The 20,479-nt window shown below is 66.7% G+C and carries 18 protein-coding genes; 15 read left to right on the top strand and 3 right to left on the bottom strand.

Annotation, left to right across the window (positions count from 1 at the left end; translation table 11 throughout):
• The first annotated feature begins 71 nt into the window (after nucleotides 1–71).
• The 10 genes from AC3WMA_RS10180 to AC3WMA_RS10135 all read left to right on the top strand — a co-directional run bounded on the left by AC3WMA_RS10180 (nucleotide 72) and on the right by AC3WMA_RS10135 (nucleotide 12,638).
• Nucleotides 72–2,813 carry an ABC transporter transmembrane domain-containing protein gene (locus AC3WMA_RS10180; RefSeq protein ID WP_492285254.1) on the top strand — a complete coding sequence of 914 codons (2,742 nt, stop codon included), beginning with the start codon at nucleotides 72–74 and terminating at the stop codon, nucleotides 2,811–2,813.
• Nucleotides 2,810–3,259, top strand: a complete 450-nt coding sequence (locus tag AC3WMA_RS10175) for a Crp/Fnr family transcriptional regulator (protein ID WP_492285253.1) — start codon at nucleotides 2,810–2,812, stop codon at nucleotides 3,257–3,259. The genes AC3WMA_RS10180 and AC3WMA_RS10175 overlap by 4 nt, the downstream gene beginning before the upstream one ends.
• A 67-nt stretch (nucleotides 3,260–3,326) precedes the next feature.
• Nucleotides 3,327–5,069, top strand: coding sequence for an adenylate/guanylate cyclase domain-containing protein (locus AC3WMA_RS10170; RefSeq protein ID WP_492285252.1), 1,743 nt, complete (start codon nucleotides 3,327–3,329; stop codon nucleotides 5,067–5,069).
• A 77-nt stretch (nucleotides 5,070–5,146) separates the two neighbouring features.
• The gene (locus AC3WMA_RS10165) at nucleotides 5,147–5,809 is read left to right on the top strand and encodes a class I SAM-dependent methyltransferase (protein WP_492285251.1); all 663 of its coding nucleotides are present in this window, start codon (nucleotides 5,147–5,149) and stop codon (nucleotides 5,807–5,809) included.
• Nucleotides 5,806–7,056, top strand: coding sequence for a glycosyltransferase (locus tag AC3WMA_RS10160; RefSeq protein WP_492285250.1), 1,251 nt, complete (start codon nucleotides 5,806–5,808; stop codon nucleotides 7,054–7,056). Before AC3WMA_RS10165 ends, AC3WMA_RS10160 begins: the two co-directional genes overlap by 4 nt.
• A complete protein-coding gene (locus tag AC3WMA_RS10155; protein ID WP_492285249.1) occupies nucleotides 7,053–8,213 on the top strand; it encodes a glycosyltransferase family protein in 1,161 nt (386 codons plus the stop codon). Before AC3WMA_RS10160 ends, AC3WMA_RS10155 begins: the two co-directional genes overlap by 4 nt.
• A gap of 152 nt (nucleotides 8,214–8,365) precedes the next feature.
• Nucleotides 8,366–9,349, top strand: coding sequence for a cobaltochelatase subunit CobS (gene cobS / locus AC3WMA_RS10150; RefSeq protein ID WP_492285248.1), 984 nt, complete (start codon nucleotides 8,366–8,368; stop codon nucleotides 9,347–9,349).
• Between the two features lie 16 nt (nucleotides 9,350–9,365).
• On the top strand, nucleotides 9,366–9,716 hold the full coding sequence (locus AC3WMA_RS10145; RefSeq protein WP_492285247.1) for a GFA family protein: 351 nt from the start codon (nucleotides 9,366–9,368) through the stop codon (nucleotides 9,714–9,716).
• A gap of 31 nt (nucleotides 9,717–9,747) precedes the next feature.
• Entirely contained in the window at nucleotides 9,748–11,640 is a 1,893-nt protein-coding gene (gene cobT / locus AC3WMA_RS10140; RefSeq protein ID WP_492285246.1) for a cobaltochelatase subunit CobT, read from the top strand.
• Nucleotides 11,640–12,638, top strand: coding sequence for an esterase-like activity of phytase family protein (locus tag AC3WMA_RS10135; RefSeq protein ID WP_492285245.1), 999 nt, complete (start codon nucleotides 11,640–11,642; stop codon nucleotides 12,636–12,638). The genes cobT and AC3WMA_RS10135 overlap by 1 nt, the downstream gene beginning before the upstream one ends.
• A gap of 178 nt (nucleotides 12,639–12,816) precedes the next feature.
• Here AC3WMA_RS10135 and rpmB read toward each other — a convergent pair whose 3' ends face one another.
• Nucleotides 12,817–13,104 (bottom strand): 50S ribosomal protein L28, encoded by a 288-nt coding sequence (rpmB, locus tag AC3WMA_RS10130; RefSeq protein WP_492285244.1) that lies wholly within the window; start codon nucleotides 13,102–13,104, stop codon nucleotides 12,817–12,819.
• 288 nt (nucleotides 13,105–13,392) lie between these two features.
• Here rpmB and AC3WMA_RS10125 point away from each other — a divergent pair, with 288 nt between their 5' ends.
• The gene (locus tag AC3WMA_RS10125; RefSeq protein ID WP_492285243.1) at nucleotides 13,393–14,202 is read left to right on the top strand and encodes a DUF3108 domain-containing protein; all 810 of its coding nucleotides are present in this window, start codon (nucleotides 13,393–13,395) and stop codon (nucleotides 14,200–14,202) included.
• An 8-nt stretch (nucleotides 14,203–14,210) separates the two neighbouring features.
• On the opposite strand, the gene AC3WMA_RS10120 is transcribed toward AC3WMA_RS10125, so the two are convergent.
• Both AC3WMA_RS10120 and AC3WMA_RS10115 read right to left on the bottom strand, forming a co-directional pair.
• Nucleotides 14,211–14,543 (bottom strand): NIPSNAP family protein, encoded by a 333-nt coding sequence (locus tag AC3WMA_RS10120; RefSeq protein WP_492285242.1) that lies wholly within the window; start codon nucleotides 14,541–14,543, stop codon nucleotides 14,211–14,213.
• 2 nt (nucleotides 14,544–14,545) lie between these two features.
• Nucleotides 14,546–15,730, bottom strand: coding sequence for a pyridoxal phosphate-dependent aminotransferase (locus AC3WMA_RS10115; RefSeq protein ID WP_492285241.1), 1,185 nt, complete (start codon nucleotides 15,728–15,730; stop codon nucleotides 14,546–14,548).
• A 266-nt stretch (nucleotides 15,731–15,996) separates the two neighbouring features.
• On the opposite strand from AC3WMA_RS10115, the gene AC3WMA_RS10110 reads away from it, so the two are divergent.
• From AC3WMA_RS10110 to AC3WMA_RS10095, 4 genes are all read left to right on the top strand, one after another.
• Nucleotides 15,997–17,817: an IlvD/Edd family dehydratase gene (locus AC3WMA_RS10110; protein WP_492285240.1), complete on the top strand. Its 1,821-nt coding sequence runs from the start codon at nucleotides 15,997–15,999 to the stop codon at nucleotides 17,815–17,817.
• Between the two features lie 331 nt (nucleotides 17,818–18,148).
• A complete protein-coding gene (locus AC3WMA_RS10105) occupies nucleotides 18,149–18,988 on the top strand; it encodes an isocitrate lyase/PEP mutase family protein (protein WP_492285239.1) in 840 nt (279 codons plus the stop codon).
• Nucleotides 18,985–19,311 (top strand): immunity protein CdiI family protein, encoded by a 327-nt coding sequence (locus AC3WMA_RS10100; protein WP_492285238.1) that lies wholly within the window; start codon nucleotides 18,985–18,987, stop codon nucleotides 19,309–19,311. Before AC3WMA_RS10105 ends, AC3WMA_RS10100 begins: the two co-directional genes overlap by 4 nt.
• A complete protein-coding gene (locus tag AC3WMA_RS10095; RefSeq protein WP_492285237.1) occupies nucleotides 19,308–20,477 on the top strand; it encodes a GNAT family N-acetyltransferase in 1,170 nt (389 codons plus the stop codon). Before AC3WMA_RS10100 ends, AC3WMA_RS10095 begins: the two co-directional genes overlap by 4 nt.
• Nucleotides 20,478–20,479: the final 2 nt, after the last annotated feature.

Below are 20,479 nucleotides of genomic sequence, written 5' to 3'. Positions count from 1 at the left end.
CATATGGTCGCTTCGGGCCCGCCGGACCCGTTCGAGCTTGCGCCGCGAGCGCTTCGGTACAGGGTTGCCTCTTGGAGTCCAATCTCTTCCGTTACATCTGGCAGAAGAGCCGGGCCGAGCAGATCGTCGTCCTGCTGATCATCCTTGTCTCGATCCCCTTCAACTGGGCCTCCTTCGACGTGCCCAAGCGCATCGTCAACGATGCAATCCAGGGCGGGGCCTTCAGGGATGGCAAGACCACGGCGACGCTGCTGGACTTCACCCTGCACCTGCCGTTCTGGCTTGGCGGGGCGAGCTACAAGATCTCGGATGGCATCCAGGTCGGCCAGTACGGCCTGCTGATCGGCTTGAGCACCTATTTCCTGCTGCTGGTGCTGATCAACGGCGCCTTCAAATACGTCATCAATGTCCGCAAGGGCATTCTCGGCGAGCGGATGCTCCGGCGCATGCGCTACGACCTGTTCAGCCAGCTCATGCGCTTCCGGCCGGAGGAAATCCGCGCGGTCAAGCCGGCCGAGATCGCCAGCATGATCAAGGACGAGGTCGAGCCGGTCGGCGGCTTCGTCGGCGATGCCTTCATCCAGCCGGTCTTCCTGCTCAGCCAGGCGTTGACGGCGCTCGTCTTCATCATGGCACAGAGCTTCTGGCTGGGCTCGATCGCGCTCCTGATCGTGCTGGCGCAGGCGATCATCATCCCGATCCTGCGGCGCGAGCAACTCCGGCTCGGTCGCGAGCGCCAGATCGCCTCGCGCCAGCTTGCGGGCCGCATCGGCGAGATCGTCGATGCCGGGCCGATGATCCAGGGCCATGGCGCGACGGCCTATGTCCAGTCCGACATCGCCGGGCGGCTCGGGCGGCTCTTCGACATCCGCTACGCGCTCTTCAAGCGGAAATTCGCGGTCAAGTTCCTGAACAATCTGCTCGCCCAGATCACGCCCTTCTTCTTCTACGCCATCGGCGGCTTCTTCGCGCTGCAGGGGCGGCTCGACATCGGCCAGCTCGTCGCGGTGATCGCCGCCTATCGCGACCTGCCTTCGCCGATCAAGGAACTGATCGACTGGGACCAGCAGCGCAACGACGTGACGATCAAGTACGAGCAGGTCATCTCCCAGTTCAACAGCGACGAGACGCTCGTCCTCGAGGAGGAGAACGGCGTCGCTCCCCTGCCGGCGATGGGCGAGATCCGGCTCGAATCGGTGCAGATGCTGGACAATCGCGGCCAGCCGCTGCTGACACCATTGTCGTTCAGCGTTCAGCGGCCGGGCATGGTCGCGGTGGTCGGCCCGCCAGGCGGCGGCAAGGACGTGCTCGGCCGGATCCTCGGCCGGCAAGCGACGAGCTATACCGGCCGTGTCCTGATCGACGGCGAGCCGCTGGCCGGCATGTCGGTCGAGCGGGCGAGCCATCTCATCGGCTATTCCGGCGACGATCCCGAGATCATCGCCGGCTCGATGCGCGACAACATCCTGCTGCCGCTCCGGCGCCGCCGGCCCGATCTCAAGACCGAGGGAGGCGTTTCGCAGCCCGAGCATCGCCGCTTCGTCGAGGCGATCCGTTCGGGCAACTCGCCCTTCCCGTTCGAGGCGGACTGGACCGACTACGAGGGTGTCGGGGTGGCCGATGCGGCCGAGCTGGCGGCGCGGGTCCATGAGTTGCTCGACGTCTTCGGCTGTACGCAGGAGGTCTACGAGCTCGGGCTCGGCGGCAAGGTGATGCGCCCGGTCAGCGAGCAGGCGATCGAGCGCATCATCACGGCGCGCCGCGTGGTCGCGGCCGAGCTCGCGCGGATCAAGCAGAGCGACCTGATCGAGCCCTTCGTGCTCGACCGCTACAACCGTAACGCGCCGATCATCGAGAACCTGATCTTCGGCACCCGCACCACGACGCGCTTCGACAGTGCGACCCTGCTGTTCGAGCCCTATGCCCAGTCGATCCTGAAGGCGGAGACACTGGTCGAGCCCCTGGCCGAGATGGGCGGGCGGATCGTCGCGACCGTCGTCGAAATCTTCGCCGGCCTGCCGCAGGGCCACGCGCTGTTCGAGCGCTATTCCTTCGGGGCGAATTTCGAGTTCGAGCGCCTGAACGAACTGGCCGCGCTCTTGGCCAAGCACGACATGCGCAACCCGCTCGACCAGGAGACGGAGCGGGACCTCGTCGCGCTGGCGCTCGGCTATATCGAGCCCAAGCACAGGCTGAACCTGATCGACGCCCGCCTGGAGCGGCGCATCCTCCGGGCGCGGGAGAGCTTCCGCAAGCATCTGCCGGCCGATGCGGCCGAGGATGTCGATTTCTACGATCCCGACAAGGTGATGGTCGGCGCCAGCGTGCGCGACAACCTGATGTTCGGCCGGATCGGCTATGGCGTGCCCGATGCCGCGCGCAAGGTCGGCGAGATCGTGCTGCAGGCGCTTTCCCGCTCGGGACTGGGCGATGCGCTCTATCGGCTGGGCCTCGATACCGAGAGCGGCATTCGCGGGCGCTACCTGCCGGCGCGGCTGCGTCAGGCGGTCCCGCTGGTCGAGGCCCTGATCAAGGCGCCGCAGATCGCGGTGCTCGACATCTCGGCCCTGCTCGCGATTTCGGACGAGCCGGAGGCGATCGTCGCTCGCCTGCGCAGCTATTGCGAGGGCATGACGCTGTTTCTTCTGGTCGGAGATGCTAATCTGGTGGGAGAGGTCCCGCTGCGGGTGGTGTTCCACGGAGCGACGGGGACGGTCGAGGCGCTTGGTACGCCTGACGCGGCCAATGATCGGGCGTCGCGCTTCGAAAGCACCGGGCGCGAGAACACTGGACGAATGGAGGCGCGGTCATGAGTCTGGAAACCGATATCGGCTGCCTGCGCTCGATGCCGCTGTTTCAGGACATGCCGGCATCGCGGCTGAAGCTCGTCGCGCTGATGGGCGAGCGGCTGCAGTTCGAGCCGGGCGCCGTTCTGATCAGCCCGCAGGAGAAGCTCGCGGGCGTCTACGTCATCATGGAAGGCGAGGTCGAGATATCGCAGCCCCGCGAGGGCGGCGAGGAGCGGCGCTTCGTCAAGGATACCGGCAGCATCACCGGCGACGTGGCCCTGCTCAGTGGCAAGCCTTTCATCGCCACGGTCAGCGCGAAGTCGCATGTGCTGGCGCTCCGGATTCCGAAGGACCTGTTCTTCGAGCTGTTGCAGACCGTGCCGGAGTTCAGCCTCGCGGTCTGCCGCGATCTGGCCGACCGGGTGCACCGGCTCGCCTCCGTCCTGCTGCGGGAGCACGAAACCGTTTGACGAGGTCGATCAGCGCATGAACCGGCCGCAAGCCGCAGGCACGAACCGCACCGGTATGAGTGCGAGCATGGACCAGGTCTCGTCCTGGAGCCGGGACGTCCGGTTCGTCTCCGGAGTGATCCTGCTGATCTTCGCGACGACCCATTTCCTCAACCACGCCGTCGGCATCCTCGGCGTCGATGCCATGGAGAAGGTGCAGGACTGGCGCTACGGCCTCTGGCATTCCTGGGCCGGGACCGTCGCGCTCTATGGCTCGCTGATCGTCCACCCGGTCTTCGCGCTTTTGCGCGTGGTGCAACGGCGCACCTTCAAGATGCCGCTGCGCGAGATGCTGCAGATCGCGCTCGGCCTCGCCATCCCGCTGCTGCTGATCGACCACATCATCAGCACGCGGATCATGGGCATCTATTTCGGCGTCGACGAGAGCTATCGCTCCGTGCTGCGACGGCTCTGGCCTGGGCTCGCGCTGACGCAGTCGCTGCTGCTGCTGCTGGTGTGGACGCATGGCATCATCGGCATCCATTTCATGCTGCGCGGCCGCGACAGCTATCGCCACTGGCGCGATCCGTTCCTGCTGGCGGCGATCCTGATCCCGATGCTCGCGCTGATCGGCTTCTCGGTCGGCGCGCGCGAGGCGGAGCGGCTGGCGATGCCGGCCGAACTGGTCAGCGATGCGCAGTCCGCGATGTTCGCCCGCGACGTGATGTGGGGCAAGGGCGGGTTCTACGGGCTCGTTGCCTGCTTCCTGCTTTTCATCGGCATCCGCGAGATCAGGGTCCGCACGACGCGCCAGATCACGGTGCGCTTCGTCGGGCACGGCACGCGCCGGCTGGCACCGGGGCCGACCGTGCTCGAGATGTTCCGGCGCTTCGGCATTCCCCATGCCGCGCTCTGCGGCGGGCGGGCGCGCTGCGCCACCTGCCGCGTGCTGGTGATGGACGGCAACGACAAGCTGCCGAAGCCGGGCATGAACGAGGCCAAGCTGCTCAGGCGCATCTCGGCGCCGGAGGGCGTCCGGCTCGCCTGCCAGATCCGGCCGCGCGACGATCTGCAGGTGCAGATCCTACTGGCCTCGCGATTGAATGCCGGCGCGGGCCGTGCGCTTGAGCTCGACGATGCCGCCGGCAAACGCGGCCTCACCGTCGTGGTCGCCGATCTCAGGGCGTTCTCGGCCCTCTCCGAACGGCAATTGCCGCGCGAATTGATCGGCCTGCTCAACCGCTTCTTCGACGAGATGGGGCAGGCGATCACCGCGCATGAAGGGCGGATCGACGCCTTCTATGGCGATGGCTTCATGGCTGTGTTCGGCCTCGAAGGTCCGCCGTCGAAAGGTGCGCAGGCGGCGATCGCGGCTGCCGGCGACATCGTGCGCGCGGTCGATGCGCTCAACCGCGAATATGGCGCGGCGCTGCCTTTGCCGCTCCGGATCGGCATCGGCATCCATACCGGCGATGCGATCACCGGCGCGGTCGAGAACGACAATCTCGGCCGGCGCGAGATCACGGTCGGCGAGACCGTGATGGTTGCGAGCCAGCTCGAATCGGCGACGCGGCGCGTGCTGGCTGATGTCGTCGTCTCCGAGGACACGATCCGGGCAAGCGGGCGCAGCTATGCCGGCACGACGGCGCTGAAGATCGCGATCAAGGGGCGCGAGAAGCCGTTGACCGCCTATGGCTTCGCCAGTGCGCCGGAAATCGCCCGCCGCAAGCGCGAGGATGTGGCGATGCCTGCTCCGGTCGTCTCCGGAGCTGAGGCGGAGGCTGCGGCCGAGGCGGCTCCAGAGCCGGGTGAGGTGCCTGAAAAGCACTGACCCTTGCGCGCTCGGCTGGTTTTTTGCGGGCGCGCATGTCTATGGTCCGCCGGCTTTTTCCGGATGATGATCGACCCATGACGCCTGAACCGCCCCAAGAGGCCTTTCACGACCTGCTGCGCGGCATGGCGGCGCTCTCGGGCAACCGCATCGTCGCCGATATCGCGCGGCTTTACGGCAAGGGCGCGCCGCCCGATCTGTCGATCGCCTGCAACCACAAGCAGATTGCCTCGAAGCAATGGCTGGTCGCGGCGCTGGCCGAGAGCTTCCCCAGGCCCGAGGGGCCGGTCTGGGTGCTCGGCGCCTGGTATGGCGTGCTCGGCGCGCTGCTGCTCGACGATGACAGGCTCGCGATCCCCGGGATCGTCAGCCTCGACATCGATCCGACCTGCGCGTCCATCGCGGAGATCCTGAACCATCGCCATGTCGTGGCGGGGCGGTTCCGGGCCGTGACGGCGGACATGATGGCCGTCGATTTCGCGGCGCAATCGCCGGCACCGGGGCTCGTCATCAATACGAGCTGCGAGCATCTTGACGATGTGCCGGGCTGGATCGCGACCTTGCCGAAGGGCCTGCCATTGGTGCTGCAATCCAACGACTATGTCCGCGAGCCGGACCATCGCAGCTGCGTGCCTTCGCTCGACGCCTTCCGCGAGCAGGCGGAGCTGTCCGAGGTCTGGTTTGAAGGCGCCCGGCCGACGAAGAACTATACGCGTTTCATGCTGATCGGGCGGCGATGACGGCTGGCTCGGCGCCGCGCATCGCGGTCGCGATGAAGGGTTATCCGCGCCTGTCGGAGACCTTCATCGCGCAGGAATTGCTGGGATTGCAGCAGCGCGGCCTGGCTTTCGAAATCTGGTCGCTGCGCCATCCGACCGACGCCGCGAAGCATCTGATGCACCATCAGATCACCGCGCCGGTGCGCTACCTGCCGGAATATCTGCATGACGAGCCGGGACGCGTGGCGCGCGGCTTGCTCGCGGCCCTGCTGCGACCGGGCCTGCTGCGGTTGCTGCCGGTTTTCCTGCGTGATCTCTTCCGCGACCGGACGCGCAACCGCTGGCGCCGCTTCGGCCAGGCCTGCGTGATGGCGCATGAACTGCCCCGGGATATCCGGCATCTGCATGTGCATTACCTGCACACGCCGGCTTCGGTGATCCGCTACGCCGCCTTGCTCGGCGGCCTGACATGGTCGTTCTCGGCCCATGCCAAGGACATCTGGACGACCGAGGACTGGGAAAAGCGCGAGAAGATCGCCTCGGCCGCCTGGGGCGTCACCTGCACGCGCGACGGGCATCGCGAGCTGGAGCGACTTTCCGACCGGCCCGACAAGGTCGCGCTGCTCTATCACGGGCTCGATCTCGCGCGCTTTCCGGCACCGGGGTCGCGCTCGGTGCGGGATGGTGCGGACTCGGCCGATCCGGTGCGCTTCGTCACCATCGGGCGCGCGGTCGCGAAGAAGGGCTTCGACGACCTGCTGGAAGCGCTGGCCAAGCTGCCCTGCACGCTGAACTGGCGCCTGACGCATATCGGAGGCGGCGAGAAGCTGAAGGCCCTGCAAGCGCAAGCGCAGGCGCTCGGCCTCGATGATCGGATCACATGGGCTGGTCCGAAGGCACAGGACGAGGTCGTCGCCACGCTGCGGGCTGCCGACCTCTTCGTGCTGCCCTCGAAGGAAGCCGGGGACGGCGACCGCGACGGCTTGCCCAATGTGGTGATGGAAGCGGCGAGCCAGGGCTTGCCGATCGTCGCGACCGATTTCGCGGGGATACCGGAATTCGTGCGCGATGGCATCGAGGGCCTGCTGGTGCCACCGGGCGATGTTGCCGCTCTGGCCGCTGCGCTGGGTGAACTCGCCGGGGCGCCCGAGAAACGCGCCGCATTGGGCGAGGGGGCTTACGCGCGCCTGACGGATGCCTTCTCGGCGCAGGCCGGGCTCGACCGTGTCGCCGGGATGCTGCGCAGCTCTGCCGGTGACGGCGCATGAGCGCTTCCATCCTGATCGCCGTGACGCATCTACTCGGCAGCGGCCACCTGGTGCGGGCCGCCAATCTGGCGCGGGCCCTGGCGCAGGGCGGGTTTTCGGTGACGCTCGCCAGCGGCGGCATGCCGTTGCGGGCGATGGAGAGCGAGCCCTTCGCCTTCGTGCAATTGCCTGTCATCAGGACCGAAGGCACCGATTTCCGTACGCTGCTCGATGAGACCGGCGAGCCGATCGATCCGGAGCGCAGGAGCGCCCGCATCGCCATGCTGGAAGAGCTGGCGGCGCGGTTGCGCCCCGATGTCGTGATCGTCGAGCATTTCCCTTTCGGGCGACGGCAACTGGCCGAGGAGTTCCTCGCGCTGATCGCGGCCGTGAAGACGGTGCGGCCCGAGGCGCTGGTGCTCTCCTCGGTGCGCGACGTGCTGGTGACGCCGCGAGCCGACCGGATCGCGGAAGCCGAGGAGCGGATCACTGGGATGTTCGACGCGGTCCTCGTCCATGGCGATGCCGGTTTCCTGCCGCTCGACCGGTCATGGCCGGTGGGCGAGGGGCTCGCGACGAAGCTGCGCTATACCGGCTATCTCGCCGATGATCGCCCGGTCAAAATTGCGCAGGAGAATGACGAGGTCATCGTCTCCGGCGGCGGCTCGGCTGCTGCCTTGCCGCTCTTCGCCTGTGCCGTCGCGGCGGCACGGCTCGACCGCTCCGGGCGGCGCTGGCGGCTTCTCGCCGGGCGCGGCATCGCGGAGGACGATATCGCGCGGCTTGCGTTCGAGGCGCCCGGAAGGGTCGTGATCGAGCGGGCGCGCTCGGACTTTCCGGCGTTGCTCGCCGGCTGCGCGGTCTCGATCAGCCAGGCCGGCTACAACACCGTGCTCGATCTCGTCGCGGCCGGGCGGCCGGCGATCGTCGTGCCCTTCGATGCCGGCAACGAGACCGAGCAGACGGTCCGGGCCGAGGCAATGGAGCAGGCGGGGCTGGCGCGCTGCTTCCGCTTGTCGGGGGATTTCGTCGGGGATGCAGTGGCATTGGCGGATGCTGTCGGTGAGGCGATCGGTTCCAAACCGCCCACCTTGCCGATCAATCGCGATGGCGCCGCCCGCTCGGCCGCAACCGTGACCGAGCTTCTCGCCGCGGCCGCCGGCCGCGCCCGACACTGAGCCGGCATGCCCTTTGCGAGGGCCGGGGTGCAGCTTTGCGAATTGCCGCTTCCGGTCTTTCGCTCTAATGAGGGACGATCCGCCTCCCTCCTCGGTCGGCTCTGGGTTACCCGGCGAATTCCGGTCATGGCCCTTTGCCTGGAGACAAGATGATGACGACGACGACTGCGCCCGGCCTGCCCGACATCAAGCTGTCGGTGCGCCAGACTTTCGGGATCGATTCCGATCTCGAGGTGCCGGCCTATTCCGCAGCCGATCCGCATGTGCCGGACTTCGACCCGGATTACCGCTTCGACCGCGACACCACGATCGCGATCCTCGCCGGCTTCGCGCATAACCGCCGCGTCATGATCTCGGGCTATCACGGCACCGGCAAGTCGACCCATATCGAGCAGGTCGCCGCCCGCCTCAACTGGCCCTGCGTCCGCGTCAACCTCGACAGCCACGTCTCGCGCCTCGACCTCGTCGGCAAGGACGCGATCGTGCTGAAGGAAGGCAAGCAGATCACCGAGTTCCAGGACGGCATCCTGCCCTGGGCACTGCAGAACAACATCGCGCTCGTCTTCGACGAATACGATGCCGGCCGCCCGGACGTGATGTTCGTGATCCAGCGCGTGCTGGAGCAGTCCGGCAAGCTGACGCTGCTCGACCAGAAGCGCGTCATCCGCCCGCACGGCGCCTTCCGCCTGTTCGCCACCGCCAACACGGTCGGCCTCGGCGATACGTCCGGCCTCTATCACGGCACGCAGCAGATCAACCAGGGACAGATGGACCGCTGGTCGATCGTCACCACGCTGAACTACCTGCCGCATGACAACGAGGTCGCCATCGTCCTGGCGAAGTCGAAGCACTACCAGAGCACGCCGGACGGCAAGGACGTCATCAACAAGATGGTCCGCGTCGCCGATCTCACCCGCAACGCCTTCATGAACGGCGATCTCTCGACCGTGATGAGCCCGCGTACGGTCATCACCTGGGCCGAGAACGCGGCGATCTTCGGTGATATCGGCTTCGCCTTCCGCGTCACCTTCCTGAACAAGTGCGACGAGATGGAGCGCACGCTGGTCGCCGAGTTCTTCCAGCGCTCCTTCGGCAAGGAACTGCCGGAAAGCGCCGCGAACGTGGTGCTCAGCTAACGAGAGGACACGAGCCATGGCGCAGTACCAGGGAAGCTGCCACTGCGGGCGGATCGCTTACGAGGTCGAAGCCGATCTCGGGCAGACGATCACCTGCAACTGCTCCTACTGCCAGCGCCGCGGCTCGATCCTCGCGTTCTCGCCCGCCAGCGCCTTCACCCTGACCAAGGGTGAGGATGCGCTGACCGAGTACCGCTTCCACACGCAGAAGATCCAGCATCTCTTCTGCGAGACCTGCGGCGTCGAGTCCTTCGCGCGCGGCGCGATGCCGGACGGGACGCCGACGGTCGCGATCAATGTGCGCTGCCTTGCCGGTGTGGAGCCGACCGAGCTCCAGTCGATCCAGTACGACGGCCGGTCGCGGTAACAGTCACGGAACCCAGAGGACGGCCTCAGTCTTGTCCATCTCGAACCGCAAGCCAGGAACGCCGAAAGAGGCTCCGGCCGAGCCGCTGAAGCGGGCGATCTCCGGCGCCATGAAGGCGATCGCGCGCAAGCCGGAGATGGAAATCGTCTTCGCGGCGGACAAGCCGTCGCTCGTCGGCGAGCGGGCGCGCCTGCCCGAGCCGCCGCGCAAGCTCAGCCCCGGCGATGTCGCGATCTTGCGCGGCCACGCCGATTCGATGGCGCTGCGCCTCGCCTGCCATGATGCCGCAATCCATCGCCGCGCCGCGCCCGAGGGCGATGCCGCGCGGGCCGTGTTCGACGCCGTCGAGCAGGCGCGCGTCGAATCGATCGGCGCACGGCGGATGTCCGGCATGGCCGGCAACATCTCCGCGATGCTGGAGGACCGCTATCACCGTGGCGGCCGTTACGAGGAAATCACCGACCGGGCCGATGCGCCGCTGGAAGATGCCCTCGCCCTGATGGTGCGCGAGCGCCTGACCGGCTTGAAGCCGCCGAAGGCGGCCGAGAAGGTCGTCGAGCTCTGGCGCGAGCAGATCGAGGCCAAGGCCGGCGGCGATCTCGACCGGCTCACCAAGACTATCGAGGACCAGCGCGGCTTCGCCCGAACGGTGCGCGACATGCTGGCGGCGCTCGACATGGCCGAGCAGACCGCGCAGGGCGACGAGCAGGACGAGGACGAGGACAATCAGGACCAGTCCTCCGAGGACCAGCAGCAGCAGGACGGCGAATCCGAGCAGGAGAGCGGCGCCGACCGTTCCGAGGTCGAGGTCAGCGAGGACGCGACCGAGGAACTGCAGGAAGGCGCCTCCGAGGCGACCGACGCGCCGGCCGGCGACTGGGAGGAGGAGGACGAGAACTCCGAATCCGAGGAGGCCGGCGAGGCGCCGCGTCCGCGCGAGAGCCGCGGCAACGAGCGGCCGCAGACCGACTACAAGGCCTATACCCAGAAATTCGACGAGGTCGTCACGGCCGAGGAACTCTGCGACGCCGAAGAGCTGACGCGCCTGCGCGCCTATCTCGACAAGCAGCTCGCCCATCTCCAGGGCGTGGTCGCGCGGCTCGCCAACCGCCTGCAACGGCGCCTGATGGCGCAGCAGAACCGGACCTGGGAATTCGACCTGGAGGAGGGGGCGCTCGATCCGGCCCGCCTGCCGCGCATCATCCTCGACCCGTTCCAGCCGCTCTCCTTCCGGCAGGAATCGGACACGAATTTCCGCGACACGGTCGTCACGCTGCTGATCGACAATTCCGGCTCGATGCGCGGCCGGCCGATCACGGTCGCGGCGACCTGCGCCGATATCCTCGCCCGGACGCTGGAGCGCTGCGGCGTCAAGGTCGAATTGCTCGGCTTCACGACGCGCGCCTGGAAGGGCGGGCTGTCGCGCGAGGCCTGGCTGCAATCGGGCAAGCCGGCCAACCCCGGCCGCCTGAACGATCTCCGCCACATCATCTACAAGGCGGCGGACGCGCCCTGGCGGCGCGCGCGCAAGAATCTCGGGCTGATGATGCGCGAGGGGCTGCTCAAGGAGAATATCGACGGCGAGGCGCTGGACTGGGCGCATAAGCGCATTCTCGGCCGGTCCGAGCAGCGCAAGATCCTGATGGTGATCTCGGACGGCGCGCCGGTCGACGATTCCACCCTCTCGGTCAATGCCGGCAACTATCTCGAGCGGCATCTGCGCCATGTCATCGCCGAGATCGAGACGCGCTCGCCGGTCGAGCTCATCGCCATCGGCATCGGCCATGACGTGACGCGCTATTATCGCCGCGCCGTGACCATCGTCGATGCCGAGGAGCTGGGCGGCGTGATGACCGAGAAGCTCGCCGAGCTGTTCGAAGAGGACGGACCTGCGGGTTCCGGCTCCAAGCGCCGCGGGCATTGATGCGTCTCACGCGCCGCGTTGCGCTGGCAGGGATTGGCGCGCTCGCGCTGCCGGGCGCTGCGCAGGCGATCGAGCAGACCCGTTTTTCCGTCGGGATCTCGGCCCGGCCCATCGCAGCTTTCGAGCCGCGCCGGCCGGACCAGCGCCGCTTCGGCGGGCTGCAATTCCGCAGCGGCTTGGTGCTTTCCTCCGGCCATCCGCGTTTCGGCGGGTTGTCCGGTCTCGCGCGCCTGAATGGCGGACGCGATCTCGTCGCGGTGGCCGATCGCGGCTACTGGCTGACGGCGAAGGTCGCTTCCGGCAACGGCAAGCTCATCGGTCTCGAAGAGGCCGAGATGGCGGCGATTCTCGGCGGCTCCGGCCGGCCGCTCGCGCGCTCGGGGCTCTACGACACCGAAAGCCTCTGCATCCATGACGGCGTGGCTTATGTCGGGATCGAGCGCAAGCATGAGATCGCCCGCTTCGACTGGGCGCGCGATGGCGTCGAGGCCCGCGCGCGGCCTGTCTCGCTGCCGCCCGAGCTGAAGCGCCTGCCGCGCAATCGCGGGCTGGAGGCGCTCGGCGTCATCCCCACGGGGCCGCTGAAGGGGGCGCTGGTCGCGATCGCGGAGCGCTCGGGCAAGGAGGACGAGCCGACGCTCGGCGCGATCCTAGGCGGCCTGCAGCCCGGCCTGTTCAGGCTCGCCCGGCATGACGGCTACGACATCACCGATCTCGCTTTCCTGCCCTCCGGTGACATGCTGGTGCTGGAGCGCTGGTATCAGCCGCTGCGCGGCGTCGGCATGCGGATCAGGCGAATCGCCGGGCGCGACATCCGGCCGGGAGCCCTGGTGGATGGACCGCGCCTGATCGAGGCCGATCTCGGCTTCGAGATCGATAATATGGAGGGGCTGTCGGTCCATCTGGAGGAAGGGCGCACGGTGCTGACCCTGATCTCGGACGACAACTTCTCGTTCCTGCAGCGGACGCTGCTGCTGGAGTTCGAGCTGCTCCCATAGAGAACGCGTCATGCTCGGGCTTGACCCGAGCATCTCATGGCCAGCGGGCGCCGGAGCCTTTTCCTGCCGGAGATTCTCGGGTCTGCGCTTCGCTTCGCCCGAGAATGACGGCTGGTACGGCCCAAACGAAAAAAGCGGCCTTTCGGCCGCTTCCTTCAAACCCGAGAGGGCTAACCGCTCAGTTGGCGGCGAGCTTCTTCTCGAGGTCACGCTTCAGCGTAGCAGCGCCCGTCGAGAGGTCGCCGGCCGAAGCCTTGAGCAGGAAGGCGTCGAGGCCGCCGCGATGTTCGACCGAACGCAGAGCGTTGGCCGAAACGCGCAGGCGCACCGAACGGCCGAGCGCGTCCGACTGCAGCGTGACGTTCACGAGGTTCGGACGGAAGACGGTCTTCGTCTTGCGGTTCGAGTGGCTGACGAGGTGGCCGGTGAGGGTGGCTTTCCCGGTCAGTTCGCAACGGCGGGCCATGATATCGTTCCTTACGTTCCCGGGGGCGCTCAAACAAAAAAACCGACACGCGACGTGCCGGCGAGCACCGGAAGTCAATTTGAAGTCGGGGGTTCCATAGCCAAGGGCGCGGCCTGCGTCAAGGAAAACTCGGTTCGCCGTTCACATGGCCTTCAGCGTTAACGGGGTGTAAAGATCGGGGTCCGATGCTTCAACCCGCCGTCGCTTCGCCGTACGGGGAAGACGGTCACGATTCGGGCCGATTCAGAGTGCATTCAGCGCAGGATCGCGCCGTTCCGGAGACAATGGATGAAGCCCGCCGTCGCATCGTCCCTCGCAGGCTTCGTCCTCGCCGCCGGTCTGGCCGCAGGAGCAAGCGCGGCTTCGCTCGACGCGCGCTATGACGTCTCGCTCCTGGGAATCACCCTGGGCACGGCGAGCCTGAGCGGCGGAATCGACAATTCCGGCTACAAGCTCGACATGTCCGCGAAGCTCACAGGGATAGCCGGGGGTGTCACGGGCGGGCGCGGCTCGGGCGCGGCGACGGGCACGCTCGTCGGCGGCAGGCTCGCGCCGAAGACCTTCGCGGTGAGCTCAGCCAATTCGAGCGAGAGCCGGACGGTCAGGATGGCGCTGGCCGAAGGCGCGGTCGCTGGCATCGATATCGAGCCGCCGATCGACGAGAAGCCCGACCGCGTGCCGCTCAACGATAGCCACAAGCGCAATATCGTCGATCCGCTCAGCGCCTTCCTGATGCCGGTCAACGGCAAGGGCAAGGACGGCGCCTGCAACCGCACGCTGCCGATCTTCGACGGCGCGGCGCGCTACGACATCAAGCTGTCGAGCGCCGGCACGCGCAACGTCAAGCTCGAAGGCTATAGCGGCCCGGTCTCGATCTGCCAGGCGCGCTTCGTGCCGATCGCCGGCCACCGGGCGCTTCGGCCGAGCACCAAGTTCATGGCGGAGAATCGCGACATCACGACCTGGCTCGCGCCGATCGCCGGCACCGACGTGATGGTGCCGGTGCGCATCTCCGTGAAGACGATGATCGGCACCGCCGTGATCGAGGCCTCGAGCTTCAAGGTCGATCCCGGCGTGACCGCCAGCGCGCGGAACTGAAGAGCGCCTCAGGGCGCGCGCTTGTAGCCCTGATCGTCCTCGAAGACCGGCCGGAAGAACGAGCGTTCATAGCTGATGATGAAGCGCTCCTTCTCGTTCATCGCGAAGGCGGCCTGGCATTCGGGATCGTCGAAGGATCGCTTGCGGTAATCCTCATAGTCCGCGAGCGAGGGAAAGCTGAACATCGCGAGCGCGACGTTCGACACGCCTTCCGACGGCATGAAATAGCCGTGATGCTTGCCGCCGAGTTTCTCGACAAGCCGGATCCAGAGCTTGCCATAGGCCTCAAAGGCTTCGAGCTTATGGGGATCGATGATGTAGCGCAGGTAGCAGGTGACCATGGTCAGGCAGCCTTTGCGTTGCTGAGGAAGGATTTCATCCGCTCCAGCGCCTTCTCGATGTTCTCCAGCGAGTTGGCATAGGAGAGGCGGATATAGCCCTCGCCGTGGACGCCGAAATCGGGGCCGCCGATCGTGGCGACGCCGGTTTCCTCCAGCAGGGCCGAGGCCAGTTTCTTCGCCTTCCAGCCAGTCTGGGAGACGTTCGGGAAGGCGTAGAATGCGCCCCGGGGCTCGATGCAGGAGACGCCCGGCAGGCCGTTCAGGCCCTTGATCACCGCCTTCCGGCGCCGGTCGAATTCGGCCAGCATCATATGGACCGCATCCTGCGGGCCGGTGAGAGCCGCCAGTCCCGCCCATTGCGCGGGGGCGTTGACGCAGGAATGCGAATTCACCGCGAGCTTGCGGGCATTGTCGAGCAAGGGCTTCGGCCAGATCGAATAGCCCAGCCGCCAGCCGGTCATGGCATAGGTCTTGGACCAGCCGTTGAGCAGGATCAGCCGGTCGCGGATCTCCGGATAGCTTAGAAGGCAGACATGCTTCTCGCCGTCATAGACCATCTGGTCGTAGATCTCGTCCGACATCACCGCGACGTCCGGGAACTTGGCGAGGCCCGCGACGAGCTTGTCGATCTCGGGTTTGGGGGTGACGCCGCCGGTCGGGTTCGCCGGCGAGTTGATGATGAGGAGGCGGGTCTTCGGCGTGATCAGCGCCAGCGTCTCCTCGGCCGAGAAGGCGAAGCCGTTCTCCTCGCGGATCGGCACCGGGATCGGCGTCGCGCCGGTGTACTCGATCATCGAGCGATAGATCGGAAAGCCTGGGTCCGGATAGAGGATCTCGGCGCCGGGCTCGCCGAACATCAGGATCGCCATGAACATGGTGACCTTGCCGCCGGGCACGATCATCACGCTCTCGGGCGAGACCTCGACTTGGAAGCGCTTGTGCAGGTCGGCCGCGACCGCCTCGCGCAGCGGCAGGATGCCGTTGGCGGGCGTGTAGCCGTGGTGGCCGTCGCGCAGCGCCTTCACCGCGGCCTCGACGATATGGTCAGGCGTCGAGAAATCCGGCTGGCCGATGCCGAGATTGATGATGTCCTTGCCCTGGCGCTGCAATTCGGTGGCGCGGGCCAGCACGGCGAAGGCGTTCTCCTCGCCGATGCGGGAGAAGGAGGGGACGACGTGAAGGGTCATGGCGCGTTTCCTCAGGCTTCGCTGGCGAGGGCCGGGCCCGACCAGCCTTCCTGCGTTCTTGGCGCCAAACCGGCGCGGCTGGCAAGCACGGAGGGCGCATCGCCGGGTTGTTGCATGCTGCATACAGCATGATTAAATAGTATGACTATCAGTCAGAATGGGCCTTGCCGAGCCGCAGGCGATGGGCATGATGGCTAGTCTCAAATCGTTTGAATGTGAGATCGGCAAGCGGCCGCCAGCGCCGCGCCGAACGAGAGGAAACGAGGATGGCCAAGGCACCCGGCAAGAAGTCCGTTCGGCGCATCAAGCCCGAGCAATTGCGCTCGAAGGCGTGGTTCGACAATCCCGACAACGCCGATATGACCGCGCTCTATATCGAGCGCACGATGAATTTCGGCCTGTCGCGCGAAGAGCTCCAGTCCGGCCGTCCGATCATCGGCATCGCCCAGACGGGCTCCGACATCGCGCCGTGCAACCGCCACCATATCGAGCTGGCCTCGCGCGTCCGCGACGGCATCCGCGAGATGGGCGGCGTGCCCTTCGAGTTCCCGATCCATCCGATCCAGGAAACCTGCAAGCGGCCGACAGCGGCGCTCGACCGCAACCTGCAATATCTCTCGCTGGTCGAGATCCTCTACGGCTATCCGCTCGACGGCGTCGTGCTGACGACGGGCTGCGACAAGACCACGCCGGCCCAGATCATGGCGGCCGCGACGGTCGACATCCCCGCGATCGCGCTGCCGGGCGGACCGATGTTGAACGGCTCCTTCCGTGGCGAGCGTACCGGCTCCGGCACGATCGTCTGGAAGGCGCGCCAGATGATGGCGGCCGGCGAGATCGACTATAAGGGCTTCGTCGACCTCGTCGCTTCGTCGGCGCCGTCTGCAGGCCACTGCAACACGATGGGCACCGCCTCGACGATGAACTCGCTGGCGGAGGCCATGGGCATGACGCTGCCTGGCGCCGCCGCGATCCCCGCGCCCTACCGCGACCGCTACGAGATGGCCTATCTCACCGGCAAGCGCATCGTCGAGATGGTCTGGGAGAACCTGATCCCCTCGAAGATCCTGACGCGCGAGGCGTTCGAGAACACCATCGTCATCAACTCGGCGATCGGTGGTTCGACCAATGCGCCCGTCCATGTCAACGCCATCGCCAAGCATATCGGCGTCAAGCTCGACAACGAGGACTGGACCAAGATCGGCTACGACATCCCGCTGCTGGTCAACCTGCAGCCGGCCGGCGAGTATCTCGGCGAGGACTACTATCGCGCCGGCGGCCTGCCCGCCGTGATCGCGGAGCTGATCGAGAAGGGCAAGCTCAAGCCCGCGATCACAGCCAACGGCCGGACGCTCGAAGAGAACTGCAAGGGCGCCTTCTCGATCGCGCGTGAGGTGATCAAGAGCTACGACCAGCCGATGAAGGCCCAGTCGGGCTTCCTCAACCTCTCCGGCAACCTGTTCGATTCCGCGATCATGAAGACCAGCGTGATCACGCCGGAATTCCGCAAGCGCTATCTGGAAAACCCGAAGGACCCGATGGCCTTCGAGGGCCGCGCCATCGTCTTCGACGGGCCGGAGGACTATCACCACCGCATCGACGATCCCGCGCTCGCCATCGACGAGCACTGCATCCTGTTCATCCGCGGCGTCGGGCCGATCGGGTATCCCGGCGCGGCCGAGGTCGTGAACATGCGGCCGCCGGATTACCTGATCAAGAAGGGCATCACGGCGCTGGCCTGCGTCGGCGACGGGCGCCAGTCCGGCACCTCGGGCTCGCCCTCGATCCTCAACGCCTCGCCGGAAGCGGCGACGGGCGGCGGGCTCGCCATGCTCAAGATGGGTGACAAGGTCCGCATCGACCTGAAGAAGCGCACCGCGAACATCCTGATCTCGGATGAGGAGCTTGCCGCGCGCAAGGCGGCATTCAAGGCGGCCGGTGGCTACAAGTATCCGAAGAGCCAGACACCCTGGCAGGAGATCCAGCGCAAGATCGTCGACGAGCTCTCCGAAGGCATGGTCCTCAAGCCGGCGGTCAAGTACCAAAAGATCCACAAGAAGTTCGGCATTCCGCGCGATAACCACTGAGCGGGTGCTCTGGGTATAAGCGGGGTGTCATCCCGTGCGCGCTGCGGCATGTAATGCCGCGGCGCAGACACGGGACCGTGCGACGAGAAGGCGCCTCTTCCGAAAGACGATCCCGCATCTGCGCAGCGGCACTTCGCGCCGCGGCGCGTGCGGGATGACACGCGGCACTGGCGCTCTTTCACCCCGCTCGCCGCTCGCGCCGCTCCCCACGCCATTCCGCCCGCGCATCGGCGTTCGCTGCGCGACGCGCGGCCTTCGGGGCTGACAAACGATACGACCCTCGACACTATGGCAGCTGTTCGATCCGCTTCCATTTGAAACGATTTAAATCATGGCACAGAGCCCTCAGGTCGAAGCCTTCCGCAAGCTCCACGAGGCTGGCTGCTTCGTGATGCCCAACCCTTGGGATTTCGGCTCGGCCCGCTGGCTGCGCGGGCAGGGTTTCAAGGCGCTGGCGACGACGAGTGCGGGCTATGCCTTCACGCAAGGGCGCGCCGACCAGGACGTGCCGCGCGACATGATGCTTGCCCATCTCTCCGATATCGTGAAGGCGGTGCCGGATCTTCCGGTCAATGCCGATTTCGAGAACGGCTATGCCGATACGCCGGACGGCGTCGCCGCCAACGTCAAGCTCTGCGTCGCGACCGGCGTCGCAGGCCTCTCGATCGAGGATGCGACGGGGCGCACAGACGAGCCGCTCTATGCGTTCGAGCTTGCGGTCGAGCGGATCAAGGCGGCGCGCAAGGCGATCGACGAGACCGGCTCCGGCGTCGTGCTGACGGCGCGTGCCGAATGCTTCCTGACCGGTCATCCCGAGGCGCTGAAGGAATCGGTGCGGCGGATCGAGGCCTATGCGGCGGCGGGTGCCGACGTTCTCTATGCGCCCGGTCCCAAGACCACTGCCGATATCGCGACGATCGTTAAGGCCGCCGGCGGCAAGCCGGTCAACACGCTGATCTATGGCGATTTCGGACTGTCGGTTGCGGATATCGCGGCGACCGGCACGCGGCGCATCTCGATCGGCGGCGCGCTGGCGCGGGCGGCTTGGGCAGCCTTCATCGAGGCGACGCGCCTGATTGCGGAGGAGGGCAGCTTCAAGGGCTTCGCCGGCAACGGCCCCTCCGCGCCGCTGAACCCGTTCTTCACCAAAGACCTCGCGGAGCGCTCATGAGCGGTACGCTCCTGATCGCCCCGGCCTGGCTTGGGAATAGCGGTCTTTGGACGATCGACGCGAAAGGCCGGCGCAAGGCGATCGATGCCGATGATGCCGGACTTTCGGACGATCTCGCGGATCGGCTGGAAGCCTGGATGGATGCGTTCGACGCGATCTATGAAGAGGATGACGAGGCGCGCTCGCGCTTTCCCGACGCCGTCGAGCAACTGGCCTGGGAAGCGGAGGGTGCGGCCATCGTCGAGGCGATCCGCGGAGAGCTGGGCGCCAGCTGGACCGTCACCGCCGATCTCAAGGGCTGGCAGGAGATGACGAAGCCATGATGCCGATGATCGCACCGCCCGCTCAGTCGACGCTTTCGGGAGGCTGGAAGGCGCCGCCCTTCCCGCCGGCCAAGGTTCTGGAAGGCCAGTATTGCCGGCTGGAGCCGCTCGATGTCAGCGGGCATATCGACGATATCTGGGCCTGCGATGTTGCGCGTGACGATGTCTGGGCCTGGCTCCCGGCCGCGCCGCCGAAGAGCAAGGACGAATATCGCACGCTGCTCGATTCGATGGTCGCCAAGGCCGGGATCGTGCCGCTTGCCGTGATCGACAAGGCCGACGGCAAGGCCAAGGGCCATCTCTGGATCATGGAGATCCGGCCCGAACACGGCGTGTTCGAGGTCGGCTGGATCACCTATTCGCCGGCGCTGCAGCGCACGCGGGCGGCGACCGAGGCGATCTATCTCGTCGGCGATTACGGCTTCTCGCTCGGCTATCGCCGCTACGAGTGGAAGTGCAACAACCGGAACGAGCCTTCCAAGCGCGCCGCCCTGCGCTTCGGCTTCCTGTATGAGGGCCTGTTCCGCCAGCACATGGTGGTGAAGGGCGCCAATCGCGACACCGCCTGGTTCTCGATCCTCGATGGTGAATGGCCGGTGCGGGCCCAGGCCTTCCGGCGTTGGCTGGCGCCGTCCAATTTCGACGCGCAGGGCCAGCAGAAGCTCTCGCTCGGCGCCTTCAACCAGACCGGGGGCCATGTCGGGGCGGTCGCGCTGCGCCGGGCCGGGCTTGCCGATATCCCGGCGATCCTCGCCCTTAAGAACGCCGCCTATACGCCGAACGAGAGCATCATCGGCGTGCCCTCGCTGCCGCGCATAGCCGATTACACGCAGGTCGTCGCCGAGCACGAGGTCTGGCTCGCGGAAGGCGAGGATGGCCAGCTGGAAGCCGCGCTGGTGCTCGATATCGAGCCGGAAGACTTCACCGTCTGGAGCGTCGCCGTGGCGCCGGAGGCCGGCGGGCGCAGGCTCGGAGCGGCGCTGATGGCCTTCGCCGAGGAGCGGGCGCAAGCGCTCGGCTATGCTTCGGTGCATCTCTACACCCATGCCAAGCTGACCCAGCGCATCGGCTGGTACGAGCGGCTGGGCTTTTCCATCACGCATCATGAGGACATGGCCGACCGGCGGCTGACCCATATGCGCAAGACCTTCGCAAAAGCCGGCTGAAA

It is taken from the genome of Allobosea sp. FW305-C-101 (genome assembly GCF_058783685.1).
This window is presented reverse-complemented; position numbering and strand designations above follow the sequence as displayed.

Coding starts and splice junctions, on each gene's coding strand:
- AC3WMA_RS10175 (WP_492285253.1), top strand. CDS start 2,810: ATGAGTCTGGAAACCGATATCGGCTGCCTGCGCTCGATGCCGCTGTTT.
- AC3WMA_RS10170 (WP_492285252.1), top strand. CDS start 3,327: ATGGACCAGGTCTCGTCCTGGAGCCGGGACGTCCGGTTCGTCTCCGGA.
- AC3WMA_RS10165 (WP_492285251.1), top strand. CDS start 5,147: ATGACGCCTGAACCGCCCCAAGAGGCCTTTCACGACCTGCTGCGCGGC.
- AC3WMA_RS10160 (WP_492285250.1), top strand. CDS start 5,806: ATGACGGCTGGCTCGGCGCCGCGCATCGCGGTCGCGATGAAGGGTTAT.
- AC3WMA_RS10155 (WP_492285249.1), top strand. CDS start 7,053: ATGAGCGCTTCCATCCTGATCGCCGTGACGCATCTACTCGGCAGCGGC.
- cobS (WP_492285248.1), top strand. CDS start 8,366: ATGACGACGACGACTGCGCCCGGCCTGCCCGACATCAAGCTGTCGGTG.
- AC3WMA_RS10145 (WP_492285247.1), top strand. CDS start 9,366: ATGGCGCAGTACCAGGGAAGCTGCCACTGCGGGCGGATCGCTTACGAG.
- AC3WMA_RS10135 (WP_492285245.1), top strand. CDS start 11,640: ATGCGTCTCACGCGCCGCGTTGCGCTGGCAGGGATTGGCGCGCTCGCG.
- rpmB (WP_492285244.1), bottom strand. CDS start 13,104: ATGGCCCGCCGTTGCGAACTGACCGGGAAAGCCACCCTCACCGGCCAC.
- AC3WMA_RS10125 (WP_492285243.1), top strand. CDS start 13,393: ATGAAGCCCGCCGTCGCATCGTCCCTCGCAGGCTTCGTCCTCGCCGCC.
- AC3WMA_RS10120 (WP_492285242.1), bottom strand. CDS start 14,543: ATGGTCACCTGCTACCTGCGCTACATCATCGATCCCCATAAGCTCGAA.
- AC3WMA_RS10115 (WP_492285241.1), bottom strand. CDS start 15,730: ATGACCCTTCACGTCGTCCCCTCCTTCTCCCGCATCGGCGAGGAGAAC.
- AC3WMA_RS10110 (WP_492285240.1), top strand. CDS start 15,997: ATGGCCAAGGCACCCGGCAAGAAGTCCGTTCGGCGCATCAAGCCCGAG.
- AC3WMA_RS10105 (WP_492285239.1), top strand. CDS start 18,149: ATGGCACAGAGCCCTCAGGTCGAAGCCTTCCGCAAGCTCCACGAGGCT.
- AC3WMA_RS10100 (WP_492285238.1), top strand. CDS start 18,985: ATGAGCGGTACGCTCCTGATCGCCCCGGCCTGGCTTGGGAATAGCGGT.
- AC3WMA_RS10095 (WP_492285237.1), top strand. CDS start 19,308: ATGATGCCGATGATCGCACCGCCCGCTCAGTCGACGCTTTCGGGAGGC.